The sequence below is a fragment of the Paenibacillus sp. NN59 genome, from assembly GCF_057597225.1.
In genome coordinates this window covers 5,519,782-5,533,193 of sequence record NZ_CP199678.1, presented here as the reverse complement: position 1 = coordinate 5,533,193, position 13,412 = coordinate 5,519,782, and the positions used below count along the sequence as shown (strand labels likewise).

Genomic DNA, 13,412 nt, shown 5'->3' with positions numbered 1-13,412 from the left:
TGAAAGGAAGTTAAATTTTATGAAGTCTTTACCATCCATTTTAACCTTGGGGAATTTAAGTTCGGGGATGCTCGCGGTCATTATGGCGATTCATGGGGAATTTGCCTTGGCTGTGACAATGATATGGGTAGCGATGTTCTTTGATTTATTTGATGGATATGCGGCACGCAAGCTTAATTGTGAAGGGGAATTTGGTAAAGCACTTGATTCACTCGCTGATGTCGTTTCCTTCGGGACAGCACCTGTGCTAATTCTGTACCTTAATTCGATGACTGAAGTTGGTATGCTGGGCATGGCATTGACAGCACTGTTCCCGGTGTGCGGAGCGCTTCGTCTTGCAAGATATAACTGCCAGAAAACACCAGTTAGTGGTTTTGTCGGAATGCCGATTACATTTGCAGGTGGACTGATGTCCTTCTTCGCTCTATGGAGTCCTTATTTTAATCATGCTGTAGCATATCTTGTTATTGTGGTATTATCCGGTCTCATGGTTAGTCAAATCCGTTTCCCTTCATTGAAGCAAATACTGCCCTCTCATGAGAAGGATATTGTGGAACCGAAATAAGGAGCGAGTTAAGTTATGGAATTTGCTAAAGAAATTATTAGTCAATATGGGTATTTCGCAATATATGGTTTACTCGCTCTTGGTGTTATTGGGCTACCGATTCCGGATGAGGTGTTGATGACCTTTGTGGGTTATCTCGCCTCGATCTCCGTTCTGGATTATTCCGTATCCATCGCTGTCTGTTTTGGCGGGGCGTTTACGGGAGGCATACTGAGTTATACGATTGGCCGAAAAGCCGGCAGGCCCCTATTTGATAAGTATGGTAAATGGATTGGGGTAAATGCCAAGCGATTTAGCAGGGTAGAAACGTGGTTTCTCAAATATGGGTCCTGGTCCGTTATTCTGGGTTACTTCATCCCAGGCGTGCGTAATCTAATGTGCTGTTTTTCTGGCATGAGCCGCATGAGGATGGGGAGATATGCTGTTATTTCTGGAATCGGTGCATTTGTTTGGTGCGTTCTGTTTATCTCGATTGGTTTCTATGTAGGTGTGTTAACTTAGGCTGGACAAGTCTAATAGCAGACGGAGATACTGTTGCATGAATGAGTTCTGATAGTTAGTGAAATCCTCTGCAAAGTGAACGTACAAGTAGCAACAAACGGGTAAGAAGCGACTCAGAAAATTGACAAATACAACTTAGGATGAAAGACCTCTTCGTGTGTAAGGTGGTCTTTTTTTGTTTTTGTTTTCCATTCGAGACAACCTAACCCACCCCTCTTATCTGTGCCAACCAGGGAGCCGATCTGATTTGCACATTGCAAACATCTGAGGACATCACTACCATACAGATGGAAACTCAGAAACAAAACAAAACGTAATACACAGAAAGTACAAATCTCCATTAGAAGTCTCCACAAACCTGCTAGAGTAAAGCCAATGAAATATAAAACTCCTCCTGAAAATTCTAACGATCACAGATGAGCTTATTTGCACGATCCTGAGCTCTCTGAAATTCTAACGCTCACCAGGGAGCTTATTTCAGCAAAACCCATGAATTAGGTCTGTTTTCGCACTAAATTATCGAAATAAGCTTCCCTGAGACCGTTAGAATATAAAAAGGTGTGATATACGCCGAATAGCGTCTCTGGTGATCGTTAGAATTGCGGAGATAAGCTCACACATAAGGAAATACTTCCAACGTGACATAGCGTAGCCTCATTCACTCATAAATCAGCCACGAGCAAGTAATCATTAACATAAACATAAATACTGCCATGCTACATCCACCTTGCCACGACTACGCGATCAAGCACACCCAACTACTACGTTGTGGGACAACTTCCTCCAAGCACGTCCAACCAATTTGCCGTGGGACAACGTTCTCCAAGAGCATCCAACTACTACACTACGGAACTACATTCGCTAGGTTTGTAACAAGTGCTACACTGTACTGAGCAAATTCGATTGTCTGACGTAGCCACATCCGAGCCACCCGCACTCCACCCGTTTACGTTCGTAGAGCATAAGTTCGATACCGCTGAATGCCGCTCGCAACATATATAATTTCTTGATCCAACAGGCTGCGGAGGACTCTTCTCGTATGTGCGTCAGAGATTCGCAGATGTGTTGCCAATTCCAAAGGTGTAAACGGCCGGATTATACGTCTCGCATACCGCACGGCCTCAGCATCCAACCAGTTGAGGGCTGCGGGCGCATCTGAAGCCATAAATTTTCCCATAAATGCTAGCACCAGTTGCTGACACTGTTTTGGTTCATCTTTAATGGAGAGGTAGGCAATCGGCAGGAAAAGCCAGTCTTCCAATGTTAGGAGACATTGTCGCCAGCATAGATCTTTGAAACGTCTCACATCAAGATCACGAGCATGAGGCCCATAACCCTGAATCTCAATACCGCCTTTCACACCGTTCCCTGGTAAGTAGGCAAGATCCAGATAACGATAACCGTTGTGGAAATCTCGAACTTCCCACTCGGGGTGCAAATGGTTGAAATTTTTCATGACGGGAAACCAGACGGAGCGCAAAAATTCCAATGTACCATGTTCAAGCCCATGTTCAATCCGTGATCGAACGCGGGGGTTGGTTTCTTTTGCAAGTAGCGCTTTAGTCCATTCCTCATATGCCTCATCAAAGTTTTGGCTTTTTGTGCTCATGGCATGAAAACCTCCTAGAAAAGTTAGCGGGAAAATGTAAAAAGCCGCTTTACCCAATCTTTCCTGCCTCCATAATTGGAAGGTGGGAAAAATGGACAAAGCGGCGTGTGCTTCACGACCGATTAATTAATATCTATTTACTAACATCTATAGTTGCTTTTTCTACAATAATTCCAAGTATAACCTAGACCCGGTATTGATGCTACTCCCGCTTACCTCCAGCGCCTAGTTAAGAGTGAGTTCATTATGGTAAGGATGTCTTGGGCTTAACACAGAAGTACCACTTTTACTATGAGTAAGTTTATGTCGGATTGGATGAACAACCAAGTCGTTTAACCGTATCTGCTAAAAGAGAGCAACGCTTCAACGTACCATTTACCTCACCCGTTCAGATAAGATTCCTCAATACCCCGTTCTACACGTTTTTCACCTTTTTTACGAGCAAACGTGATTTTGAGCAACGGTGGAGTGACAAGTGTAGTGACAATGACCATGATCACTACGCTGGTAAAGTATTCAGGATCAAGTAATCCGGAAGCCAGACCTGTTGAAGCTATGATTAAGGCAACTTCCCCTCTGGAGATCATGCCTGCTCCGATAGCAATGGAAGAAGAACGATCAAAACCGGTTAAACGAGCACCGGCACCTCCACCAAGCAATTTGGTAATAATAGCTATTATACTGATGACCACAATGAGCCAAATTTGAGAGCCAACACCTTCGAAAGTCACATTAAGCCCAATGCTAACGAAGAACACAGGTACGAAAATACTGTAAGCAATAGGTTCAACCTTATGCTCAACTTCGTGTTTAAAGTCCGTTTGAGAAATTGCAATACCTGCTGCGAATGCACCAATAATGCCTGCAACGCCCATCCACTCTGCAAAGTAAGAGAAACCAAAACAGATGATCAAACCCGCCGTTATGACGGTCTCCGTTACTCGGAGAGGAGCCATCCATTTCATAATGCGTGGCACCAGCAACCAGCCGGCCGCAATGATAATGACAAAGAACAACAGTTTTTTACCAATTAACAAGCCGATGGAGACATCTCCGCCACCTGTTCCAAGCACACTCATCATGACAGCGAGCAAAACGACTACAAGTACGTCATCCACAACAGCAGCTCCTAAAATCGTTGTACCCTCGCGGGAACTAAGCTGGTCCATATCCTTCAAAGTTTGTACGGAAATACTTACTGACGTTGCGCAGAACAATAATCCAAAGAACAATGCATGAGTTGTTGACATGCCGAAAGCAATAGCTGATCCATATCCGCCGATAAAAGGTAAAATAATACCCCCGACTGCCACAGCAAAGGCTGCCTTCCAGTTTTTCTTCAATTGTTCCAGGTCAGTTTCGAGACCCGCAATGAACATAAGTAATAGTACCCCGATTTCAGCCATGTAATGAACGAAATCCGTTTGCTGAACCCAACCAAGCAATGCAGGCCCAAGAACAACACCCACAATAAGTTTTCCGAGTACGGAGGGCTGGCCTAATCTGACGGACAGATCACCAGCAAGTTTGGTAAAGATCAAAATAAGTGCAAGAACTAACATGAATTCCATAGCAGACTCCTCCCCAACTGTGCGTTTCGTGTAGGTTTTCCTAGCCAAGAGCCCCTTATCCTAAGGGGTGAAAACAAAAAAAGGCATAAAAGGGCAACGAAAATCGTGCCGTTCCAAGCCTTAAAAAAGACAAAGGAGGGCCCTTGGTGACAGGCTCCTCCAGTTTCAAACGCGTATGTGATTAATTATATTAATTATAACACAAATTAGAGGTATCGTAAACATGTGGTTACCGAGCAGCTTTTGTTCAGAGTGTTGTCACTTAACAGCCCTGATTTGCCGCGATATAATGATATAGAACACAGAAAGTTAGGATATGAGGAGGATTTTGCATTGGCTAACAAGGAAAGAGGGAATCTGAATGCTTCATCGAATCAGACAACCCCGACCAGTAATAAAAATTTCGCAGGTATCATTATTACCATCTCCATTCTTGCTAACGTTATCATCTTGTTATTGTTTTTCGCACCATCGATCGGGTACAAAGGTGAGGTTACGTTCGACATCACCGTGTTGCCACGCTTCAATGCCGTGTTTAACAGCTTTACCTTTATCTTTTTGCTGGCTGCGCTGATTGCGATTATCAAACGTAACGTCAAGCTGCATAAACGCTTTATTTTGGCGGCATTTTCAACCACGTTGCTGTTCCTGGTGACGTATCTGACGTTCCATTATCTGTCTCCGGAAACGTCCAAGTTTGGTGGCGAAGGTATTGTTCGTTCGATCTACTTCTTCATTTTGATCACACACAGCATTCTGGCTGCCCTGATTGTGCCACTTGCGCTCTTTACGCTCGTATGGGGATGGACAAACCAGTTGCAGAAACACCGTAAAATCGCACGCTGGACCATGCCAATCTGGTTATATGTTAGTTCTACAGGTGTAGTCGTTTACTTGATGATGGCACCGTATTATTGATTTCTTTTTATGCCATTAACGATATCCACCAATTACGCGCAGGGCTAATGATATATAATTTCGCTGGTTCTGCGGGTAATGTATCCAAGGAAGGAGGGTCACGTGATGTACAGGATAGTGTTGATTCGCCATGGACAGAGCATGTGGAACGTGGAAAACCGCTTTACGGGTTGGACAGACGTGGATCTGACCGAGGATGGGTATGGCGAAGCACGCAAGGCCGGGAAAATCCTGAAAGAGCAGGGGTTTGATTTTGACTGTGCCTACGCTTCGGTATTGAAACGTTCCATTCGTACACTCGACATTGCGCTGGATGAAATGGACTTGATGTGGATTCCGATTGAGAAGACGTGGAAGCTGAACGAGCGCCACTATGGTGCGCTACAAGGATTGAACAAGCAGCAGACGGCTTTGAAATACGGGGAGGATCAGGTTCACGAATGGCGTCGTTCCATTAACATTTCCCCACCACCTCTGGATGAGAATGACGACAGATATGTGCAGGATCTGGACAAGTACAAGCGCCTTGGTTGCACCATCCCGCATACGGAGAATTTGATGGATACGTCCAAGCGGGTGTTGGAGTACTGGGATGCAGAGATTAAACCGATGGTTTCTTCGGGAAAAAGAGTGCTGATCTCCGCGCATGGCAATACGCTCCGTTCACTTGTCATGCATCTGGACCAATTGTCCGAAGCAGACGTGATGGCGCTCAACATCCCGACAGGCATTCCGCTGGTCTATGAGTTGAACGAAGAGTTGCACCCGACCGGTCATTTTTATCTGACCGCCGATGGCTCGACCTACAAGCATGAAGAGATGAGCCAAGTAGCCCGACCATCCGACTGATGACGCGGGGTTAGGGCAACAGAACTCAATAAAGCATATGAAACCACTACATGTTTCCTTATAAGCTCCTAACCTAATGGCTCACATATGGATTCAAAATAAAGTCCTGTATGGCTCATATAGGCTCACGTTACGGAGCATAATAACCGAGCAAAAGATGATTACCGAACCATTCTTCATTTCGGTGATCATCTTTTTTTGTACTGCTCAATCGTATAACTGGGTGTGCCAGTTGGAGAAATATTTTATTTTTTACAGGCAGGCAAGCTTGGATATCGTTTCGTTTGTGCTAGATCGGGTAAAACTCAAACAAGACACGATGTACATGAATCCAGAAGGAGGAGAGTTACATGTCGAAACGCAAATTGCTCATGACGGCGATTGGAGCTGGCGTGACGTATCTGATGAGGAATAAACAGGCCAGGGACAAAGTCATTAGCACCGTATCTAATATGGTGAAAAAGAACGGATCATCATCTCGTACCGCAAGACCGCGGGTAGAGGTTAGCAACCAAGAGTGGAGAAATTGAGTAATCCAGGAGTCTTACATGACGGCTAACCAATAGCGTGGGCAGTGTAAGGAAGCCCTGTTATCTGTTCGATACACGTAAAAGTAAATAAACGTACTTGCTTGCTACTAGCAGGCGCATATGGTGAGCAACATCAAAGAGACCTGGGACGATCGTTCCGGGTTTTTCTTATGTGCGTCTGAGCATCACTGGAGATTGCACACTATGCGATTTTTTCCATGAAGAATGATACAATGAATACTTGCAGAACGTATGGAGAGGAGATGCACTTGTGGATAAAGGTCAAATGGGCAATTCTATGAAGAAAAATCGTTTGGGTACTTCGGAATTGATGGTGGGGGAGATCGGACTGGGCTGTATGTCGCTCGGAACGGAACTGAAACCTGCAGTGGAGCTGATTCACGAAGCATTGGATCTCGGGGTTAATCTGCTGGACACAGCTGATCTGTATGATGCCGGACGGAACGAAGAGATTGTGGGACAAGCGATCAAAGGGCGCCGGGATCAAGTCATTCTGGCAACCAAAGTGGGGAACCGCCGTATTCCTGGCAAAGAGGGCTGGTCATGGGACCCGTCCAAAGCTTATATTAAACAGGCCGTGCATGAAAGCCTCAAACGACTGCAGACCGATTACATTGATCTGTATCAGCTTCATGGTGGCACGCTGGATGATCCAATCGCTGAGACCATTGAAGCGTTTGAGGAGTTGAAGAAGGAAGGACTTATCCGATACTACGGCATCTCTTCCATTCGTCCGAACGTGATTCGGGAGTATGTAGAGAAATCATCCATTGTCAGCGTGATGAATCAATACAGTGTAGTGGATCGCCGGGCGGAAGAGGAAGTATTACCTTTACTTGAGCAAAAAGAAATCAGCGTCATCGCTCGCGGCCCGGTTGCCAGTGGTGTACTGGCAGCATCGGGAACGGCGAAGGCGGATAAAGGGTATCTGGATTATACGCCAGAGCAGTTGCATCACATCCGTCAAGGCCTGGCTGGACTGGTCACAGACGATCGCAGCATGGCACAGACGGCAATCCGTTATGCGCTTGCGCAACCTGCCGTTGCTGCTGTCGTTCCAGGAGCCAGTTCCAGAACACAATTGTTGCATAACATTGCGGCTGCTTCATCTGCCCCGCTCACCACTGCCGAGATTCAGGTCATACGGGAGCAGAGTCCTGCTAACCGTTACACGCAGCATCGTTAATGGGTGGGTTACCTGTTTTCAAGTGTAACTATTTGAGGTACAATAAGAGCACCATCTCTACACAAAGTACAACTATTAACTAGAACGACATAAGGAGAGAATAGATAATGGAAAGAATTCAAAGTGAACAGCAATATCGCGACCTGATTAACTCCGACGGTATGACGGTCATTAAATTTGATACAACGTGGTGTCCGGACTGCAAAAACCTGGATCGGTTCATCGGTGACGTTATTGATCAGCATACGGATAAAACCTTCTATGCACTGGATGCAGAAGAATTCCAGCCGTTTGCTGAAGAGAACGGTGTACGTGGCATTCCAAGCCTGCTGGTATTCCAGAACGGCAAAAAGCTTGCACATCTTCACAGCAAATGGGCAAAAACCCCTGCACAAATCTCGGAGTATCTGGAGACACTTGAGTCCAAAGTCTAAGCGGAATAGCCTTATATGTGACAATTGATATTGATATGGCTCGATGGAATTTTGTATTGTTTCGGAGCGTAACCTCATCCCCTACGTGTTCCCAGACATTTAGGGGATTCTTTAGTTCTGCTATAGCACCTTGTTTAGAATTTGTTCAGTATCGTTCGTTATACTTAATAGAACAAACTGAATATTGGAGTGAACAAGAGCCACATGAACAGAGAAATATTGGATGAGATGCACCAATTAAGCCATAATGATGATCGTAGGTATCACTTACTTATGGCTGGTGTCAAGCAAATGTTACATGAACAGAAGCTGAACAGATATCGTTGGTTAGGAAGACTGAAGGAGCGGAAGAGACAGCGAAACATACAGGCTGACCGATGGGAGTAACGATCTAACTTCCTGAACATGCCATAGAAATATCATGATGGTACATTTACATATGAAGTGATAGCAAAATAGCGTCCCTGCTTCCGTGAGGAAGACAGGGACGCTATTTTCCAATTAAAATCAACGGATCTGTTTGATGTTTGATATGAATTGAACTGTGTTTACACAGATTCCATTACATCATCAGGATCACAAAGAATACAGCTGCCAGTACAAAGCGGTACACAGCGAAGACAGTCAGGCTCAATCTTTTCAAAATAGACAGGAATGTCTTAATCGCCAGCATGGCAACGATGAACGCTGCGATAAATCCGATCGCAAAGATCAGAAAATCATCGCTGTTCAGATGATCGATGCTTTTGTACATATCATATCCAGTGGCACCAATCATAATTGGAACGGACACGAGGAAGGTGAACTCTGCCGCAGCTACCCGGCTGATTCCGGCAAACAAGCCGCCCGAGATCGTAGAGCCTGAACGGGAGAAGCCTGGCCACAACGCCAAAATCTGAAACATCCCCACAGCAAATGCCTGTTTGTAGGTAATATCGTCTACATCATGTGTGGTAATCCGTGAGCTCTTATGGCTCCAGCGTTCAGCTACGATCATCAATATACCACCGATCACAAGGCTGTACAGTACGGTTTGCGGACCAAACAAGTGAGCCTTGATCCAGTCCCGGAACACAAGTCCGATGACAACAGCAGGAACCATCGCCAGAATGATATGTCCCAGATTAAGGCGTCGGGAATACGGCCTTTTGCCCCCGGTGAAGCGAAACATATCAATGAATTTGTTCCAGTACAGTACAACAACAGCCAGTACAGCACCAAGCTGGACAACCACCTCAAACGTTTTGACTGACTCGTTGTCCTCTGATAAACCCAGCAAGTGAGCTGTCAGAATCATGTGTCCTGTTGAGGACACGGGCAAAAACTCAGTCAAACCTTCGATGATGCCCATAATTATGGATGATATAAAGTCCAATTCTCTTCCTCCTTGAAATGCAGATGACAGCCATAAGGCCTGTCCTGCTATAACGATGTCTGTCCTCTCGAACAAGACTATCCTCTATTATGCTCAGAATTGCCTCCCACTTCAACTCTATGCTTGTAACCCGTTGTTTAAAACTATATTGACAAAAACCTAGTTATCCAATAGGATATACATTAACTGACTGACTGATCAATCGGGAGGGTAAAAAGCATGGCCAAAGTTAACGGTTTGGGACCCGGAGAAGAACGAAGGGACCAAATTATTCGCATAGCGATGGAACGATTCGCAACTCAAGGGTACCATCAGACGAAAATCTCTGATATTGTTCGCGAAGCTGGAGTCGCTCAAGGCACCTTTTACTGGCACTTCAAGAGCAAGGAAGCCATTGCTTCCGAGATTTTGTTAACGGGCAGAGAACAACTACTTGAAGCAATCGGGCAGGGGTACCGGAAGGATGCCGGGTCGGTTGAAGATATGGTGAAGGCCTCGGAGAAGTTGTTTACCAATTTGTTCACCTTTGCTGCGCAGAACCGATATTTCATGGAGTTGTTGCTTAAGGGAATCGTGACCGAGGAATCCGTCCAGAGGCTAGTTGAAGAGACTCGTAATGCCGTGGAGACAGCATTCCGTCACAATATGGAGCGTGCCATTGAACTGGGGATGTTGCCAGCAGATATGAATGTACCCTTACGTGCGGCATTGCTTGTAAGCATGATCGAGGGCATGATCTCGCGCTGGTTATTCGGCTCAGACGCACTGCACAGCCGTTTCACGGAGATGAGTGCTACAGCGTTAGCAGCTGAAGCGGCGAGTTTTGAGTTTTACGGCCTGCTCGGTACATAATGTCGGCAAGGGCCGGGGCTTTATTTTTCAGGCAAAAGAGGCAGGAAGGATTCACATTTAACACACTTCTTCACATGATTAAGCCAGTCACAGGGAATAATGGAATCACCAAGAGAACATAAGATGAATGAGAGGAAGTTAACGTCATGAATAACACATATGGAACTAAAATTCGCAAAGGGTGGTCTATCACCGCGATTCTGCTCATGGTTGTGCTCGTACTGAGTGCTTGCGGTAGCAAACCCGCGGCGGAGAATGGCAATACAAACAATGCAGCACAGTCTGGTGGCAACGAACTGGAACAGATCAAATCAGCAGGTGTCATGAAAGTCGGCATGATGGGTACGTATCGTCCATACAACTTCCTGAATGACAAGAAAGAAATGGACGGATTTGATGCGGATATCGCACGTGAAGTAGCGAAGCGTCTCGGCGTTAAGGTTGAGTTTGTATCTCAGGAGTTCTCCGGTCTGACTCCAAGTCTGCAAGCGAAAAAGCTGGATGCGATTATCAGCCAAATGACGATTACGGATGATCGTAAAAAAGTGCTGGATTTCAGTGATCCGTACATCACCAACCAGGTCAAAATTATTGTCAAAGAAGACAACAACGATATTACGAAACTGGAAGATTTCAAAGGCAAAACAATCGGTGTAGGTTTGGGCACAAACGATGAAACGTACCTGCGCAACGAAGTGTTGCCCAAAGTCGGAGATTTTACAATCAAAACGTATGATGATGTGATCTCATCTCTGAAAGACCTGAACGCAGGACGGATCGATGCAACGATCAACAACCTGTATGCGTTGAAACCTATCGTAGATGCGAATGGATTCAAAATTAAAGCTGTTGGCGAAGCAATCAAGAGTGACCAGGCAGGTATCGCGGTGCGTAAGGACAACCCTGAACTTGTAGCGGCACTGAACGATGCACTGAAAGGCATGAAGGATGACGGCACGTACAATACCATTTTCAAAAAATGGTTTGGTGAAGAGCCTGCGCAATAATGAACCTGCAAGGCGAAGGGAAGTTTGATCCATGGAACTGATATTCGAAAATATCCCCTTCTTTTTGAAGGGGGCTTATTATACGCTTTATGTTACGGTGATCTCTATGTTTTTTGCCTTTATTATCGGGGTGCTTGTAGCCATTGCCAGGCTTAAAGGACCGATGTGGCTAAGATTGATCGCCAGATTTTATGTATCCATCATGCGGGGAACCCCGCTGCTGGTGCAATTATTCGTTATCTATTACGGGCTTGTGGACTACGGCGTAACTCTCGGGTCACTAACGGCCGCTTGTCTTGGTCTCAGTCTGAACGCGGGGGCTTTCCTGTCAGAAACGTTCCGCGGTGCGATTCAAGCTGTACCGAAAGGGCAAACGGAAGCGGCATACGCTACCGGTATGACTCCAGCACAGGCGATGAGACGGATCATTTTCCCGCAGGCTGTGCGCATTGCCATTCCACCGATGGGGAATACCTTTATCGGAATGCTCAAGGAAACATCGCTTGTTGCTGCAATTGGCGTTACCGAGCTGTTGCGGTCTGCGCAGCTTCTGGTTTCGCAGTATGCGCTCAACATGCCATTTTATCTGGCAATCGGCGTGATTTATTGGATTATGAGCATCGGTTTCTCGGCCATTCTGGAACAAGTGGAGCGCCGGCTGGCCCGGGCTTACTAAAGGGGGAGAGAACCGGGTGATTACTACAACTGGATTAACCAAACGTTTTCAAAATCATGAAGTGCTCACCAATATCGATATGCATGTAGATGCCAAGGATATTGTTGTCCTGCTGGGTCCCAGTGGCTCAGGCAAAAGTACACTGCTACGCTGTCTCAATGGACTGGAACAGTTGTCCGGCGGACAGATCGAAGTGAACGGCATTGTGGTAAACAGCGCAGATCCGCTGCGTGTGCAACGTGCCCGGGTGCTGGAGATTCGTCGCCAGACGGGTATGGTGTTCCAGCAGTTTAACCTGTATCCGCACAAGACGGTGCTTGGTAATGTTATGGAAGGTCTTGTGACGGTGAAAAAAATAAAGCGGGACGAAGCCGCCGAGCGCGGCCGGCTTTTGCTGGATCGTGTAGGGCTGTCGGATAAGCAGGATGCTTATCCTTCCCGTTTATCCGGTGGACAACAGCAACGCGTAGCCATTGCACGGGCACTGGCGATGGAGCCGGAAGTGATGCTGTTTGACGAACCGACCTCGGCCCTCGACCCCGAACTGGTTGGAGAGGTGCTGTCGGTGATGAAAGAGCTGGCGCAGGAAGGCATGACGATGCTGGTCGTGACACACGAGTTGAAATTTGCCCGGAACGTGGCGAACAAAATTGTCTTTATGGCAGACGGCTCCATTGTGGAGACAGCTAGCCCTGAAGCCTTTTTCGAACATCCGGAGCAAGAGCGTACACGCCAGTTCCTGCGGCAGATTACCGAATTTTAAACCACCCAGCGATGGGAAGGTTATTCTGTCATCGGAGTGTATGTGTAAACTAATTGTAGAAAGAAGGAAGACATCATGAACGTAACAACAGTATGGAAGGGAAAACGCGCGTTTACCTCCGAAGGACCGTCTGGGTATGCTGTAGGCATGGATGCCACAGCGGCATATGGCGGTGATAACCAAGGCGCTACGCCGATGGAATTGTTACTCGCTGGACTTGGTGGTTGTATGGGAATCGACATCACGATGATTCTGGATGCTTTTCTGGACAAGATCGATTCGATTGAGATTGAAGCACAAGGCACACGGAGCGAGGATATGCCCAAAGGTTTTACGTCCATTGACCTGATCTTCAAAGTGGACGGAGATATCCCGGATTACCGGATCTGGAAAGCCATCCAGATGGCTGAAGAGAAATACTGCGCCGTTTCCGCATCACTGAGCGCAGATATCCATCCGAAGCTGATCCTCAATGGCGTGAGCACACCTCGTCCATAAAAAGCTTTACTTTCACTTTAACTTAAGGTCAAGAACAACTTCAGATCTAATGATAAA

16 protein-coding genes are annotated in these 13,412 nt (G+C 46.2%); 13 read left to right on the top strand and 3 right to left on the bottom strand.

The features are described from left to right. Positions 1-19 precede the first annotated feature (19 nt). Complete coding sequence (gene pssA / locus ACT89M_RS24255; protein WP_090924293.1) at positions 20-565, top strand: CDP-diacylglycerol--serine O-phosphatidyltransferase; 546 nt, start codon at positions 20-22, stop codon at positions 563-565. Positions 566-580: 15 nt separating this feature from the next. Continuing rightward, the gene (locus ACT89M_RS24250) at positions 581-1,066 is read left to right on the top strand and encodes a DedA family protein (protein WP_090924292.1); all 486 of its coding nucleotides are present in this window, start codon (positions 581-583) and stop codon (positions 1,064-1,066) included. A 946-nt stretch (positions 1,067-2,012) separates the two neighbouring features. Here ACT89M_RS24250 and ACT89M_RS24245 read toward each other — a convergent pair. Together ACT89M_RS24245 and ACT89M_RS24240 are read right to left on the bottom strand one after the other, a co-directional pair. Further along, on the bottom strand, positions 2,013-2,675 hold the full coding sequence (locus ACT89M_RS24245; RefSeq protein WP_154891753.1) for a transcriptional regulator: 663 nt from the start codon (positions 2,673-2,675) through the stop codon (positions 2,013-2,015). A gap of 380 nt (positions 2,676-3,055) precedes the next feature. Further along, entirely contained in the window at positions 3,056-4,246 is a 1,191-nt protein-coding gene (locus ACT89M_RS24240; protein ID WP_154891752.1) for a cation:proton antiporter, read from the bottom strand. Between the two features lie 333 nt (positions 4,247-4,579). Here ACT89M_RS24240 and ACT89M_RS24235 point away from each other — a divergent pair, with 333 nt between their 5' ends. From ACT89M_RS24235 to ACT89M_RS24210, 6 genes are all read left to right on the top strand, one after another. Next, positions 4,580-5,164: a DUF420 domain-containing protein gene (locus tag ACT89M_RS24235; RefSeq protein ID WP_373323292.1), complete on the top strand. Its 585-nt coding sequence runs from the start codon at positions 4,580-4,582 to the stop codon at positions 5,162-5,164. Between the two features lie 105 nt (positions 5,165-5,269). Continuing rightward, positions 5,270-6,013, top strand: a complete 744-nt coding sequence (gene gpmA, locus ACT89M_RS24230) for a 2,3-diphosphoglycerate-dependent phosphoglycerate mutase (protein ID WP_154891751.1) — start codon at positions 5,270-5,272, stop codon at positions 6,011-6,013. 350 nt (positions 6,014-6,363) lie between these two features. Beyond that, a complete protein-coding gene (locus ACT89M_RS24225; RefSeq protein WP_090924938.1) occupies positions 6,364-6,543 on the top strand; it encodes a hypothetical protein in 180 nt (59 codons plus the stop codon). 298 nt (positions 6,544-6,841) lie between these two features. Continuing rightward, the gene (locus ACT89M_RS24220) at positions 6,842-7,750 is read left to right on the top strand and encodes an aldo/keto reductase (RefSeq protein ID WP_154891771.1); all 909 of its coding nucleotides are present in this window, start codon (positions 6,842-6,844) and stop codon (positions 7,748-7,750) included. A gap of 107 nt (positions 7,751-7,857) precedes the next feature. Further along, on the top strand, positions 7,858-8,184 hold the full coding sequence (locus ACT89M_RS24215; protein WP_123065907.1) for a thioredoxin family protein: 327 nt from the start codon (positions 7,858-7,860) through the stop codon (positions 8,182-8,184). 204 nt (positions 8,185-8,388) lie between these two features. Beyond that, complete coding sequence (locus tag ACT89M_RS24210; RefSeq protein ID WP_090924942.1) at positions 8,389-8,571, top strand: hypothetical protein; 183 nt, start codon at positions 8,389-8,391, stop codon at positions 8,569-8,571. A gap of 175 nt (positions 8,572-8,746) precedes the next feature. Here the strand turns inward: ACT89M_RS24210 and ACT89M_RS24205 are convergent, their stop codons facing one another. Then, positions 8,747-9,535: an undecaprenyl-diphosphate phosphatase gene (locus ACT89M_RS24205; protein WP_240037061.1), complete on the bottom strand. Its 789-nt coding sequence runs from the start codon at positions 9,533-9,535 to the stop codon at positions 8,747-8,749. Between the two features lie 243 nt (positions 9,536-9,778). Here ACT89M_RS24205 and ACT89M_RS24200 point away from each other — a divergent pair, with 243 nt between their 5' ends. The 5 genes from ACT89M_RS24200 to ACT89M_RS24180 all read left to right on the top strand — a co-directional run bounded on the left by ACT89M_RS24200 (position 9,779) and on the right by ACT89M_RS24180 (position 13,355). Further along, entirely contained in the window at positions 9,779-10,411 is a 633-nt protein-coding gene (locus ACT89M_RS24200) for a TetR/AcrR family transcriptional regulator (protein WP_154891750.1), read from the top strand. Between the two features lie 146 nt (positions 10,412-10,557). Then, the gene (locus ACT89M_RS24195) at positions 10,558-11,418 is read left to right on the top strand and encodes a transporter substrate-binding domain-containing protein (RefSeq protein ID WP_090924945.1); all 861 of its coding nucleotides are present in this window, start codon (positions 10,558-10,560) and stop codon (positions 11,416-11,418) included. Between the two features lie 31 nt (positions 11,419-11,449). Then, positions 11,450-12,094, top strand: a complete 645-nt coding sequence (locus tag ACT89M_RS24190; RefSeq protein WP_123065900.1) for an amino acid ABC transporter permease — start codon at positions 11,450-11,452, stop codon at positions 12,092-12,094. Between the two features lie 16 nt (positions 12,095-12,110). Next, positions 12,111-12,857, top strand: a complete 747-nt coding sequence (locus tag ACT89M_RS24185) for an amino acid ABC transporter ATP-binding protein (protein WP_145405987.1) — start codon at positions 12,111-12,113, stop codon at positions 12,855-12,857. Between the two features lie 75 nt (positions 12,858-12,932). Then, positions 12,933-13,355 (top strand): OsmC family protein, encoded by a 423-nt coding sequence (locus ACT89M_RS24180; RefSeq protein ID WP_154891749.1) that lies wholly within the window; start codon positions 12,933-12,935, stop codon positions 13,353-13,355. Positions 13,356-13,412: the final 57 nt, after the last annotated feature.

Excerpts from the sequence above, each read along its gene's own strand:
- ACT89M_RS24195 (WP_090924945.1), top strand. The coding sequence starts at position 10,558 with ATGAATAACACATATGGAACTAAAATTCGCAAAGGGTGGTCTATCACC.
- ACT89M_RS24220 (WP_154891771.1), top strand. The coding sequence starts at position 6,842 with ATGAAGAAAAATCGTTTGGGTACTTCGGAATTGATGGTGGGGGAGATC.
- ACT89M_RS24225 (WP_090924938.1), top strand. The coding sequence starts at position 6,364 with ATGTCGAAACGCAAATTGCTCATGACGGCGATTGGAGCTGGCGTGACG.
- ACT89M_RS24205 (WP_240037061.1), bottom strand. The coding sequence starts at position 9,535 with ATGGGCATCATCGAAGGTTTGACTGAGTTTTTGCCCGTGTCCTCAACA.
- ACT89M_RS24200 (WP_154891750.1), top strand. The coding sequence starts at position 9,779 with ATGGCCAAAGTTAACGGTTTGGGACCCGGAGAAGAACGAAGGGACCAA.
- ACT89M_RS24245 (WP_154891753.1), bottom strand. The coding sequence starts at position 2,675 with ATGAGCACAAAAAGCCAAAACTTTGATGAGGCATATGAGGAATGGACT.
- gpmA (WP_154891751.1), top strand. The coding sequence starts at position 5,270 with ATGTACAGGATAGTGTTGATTCGCCATGGACAGAGCATGTGGAACGTG.
- ACT89M_RS24240 (WP_154891752.1), bottom strand. The coding sequence starts at position 4,246 with ATGGAATTCATGTTAGTTCTTGCACTTATTTTGATCTTTACCAAACTT.
- pssA (WP_090924293.1), top strand. The coding sequence starts at position 20 with ATGAAGTCTTTACCATCCATTTTAACCTTGGGGAATTTAAGTTCGGGG.
- ACT89M_RS24215 (WP_123065907.1), top strand. The coding sequence starts at position 7,858 with ATGGAAAGAATTCAAAGTGAACAGCAATATCGCGACCTGATTAACTCC.
- ACT89M_RS24250 (WP_090924292.1), top strand. The coding sequence starts at position 581 with ATGGAATTTGCTAAAGAAATTATTAGTCAATATGGGTATTTCGCAATA.
- ACT89M_RS24180 (WP_154891749.1), top strand. The coding sequence starts at position 12,933 with ATGAACGTAACAACAGTATGGAAGGGAAAACGCGCGTTTACCTCCGAA.
- ACT89M_RS24190 (WP_123065900.1), top strand. The coding sequence starts at position 11,450 with ATGGAACTGATATTCGAAAATATCCCCTTCTTTTTGAAGGGGGCTTAT.
- ACT89M_RS24210 (WP_090924942.1), top strand. The coding sequence starts at position 8,389 with ATGAACAGAGAAATATTGGATGAGATGCACCAATTAAGCCATAATGAT.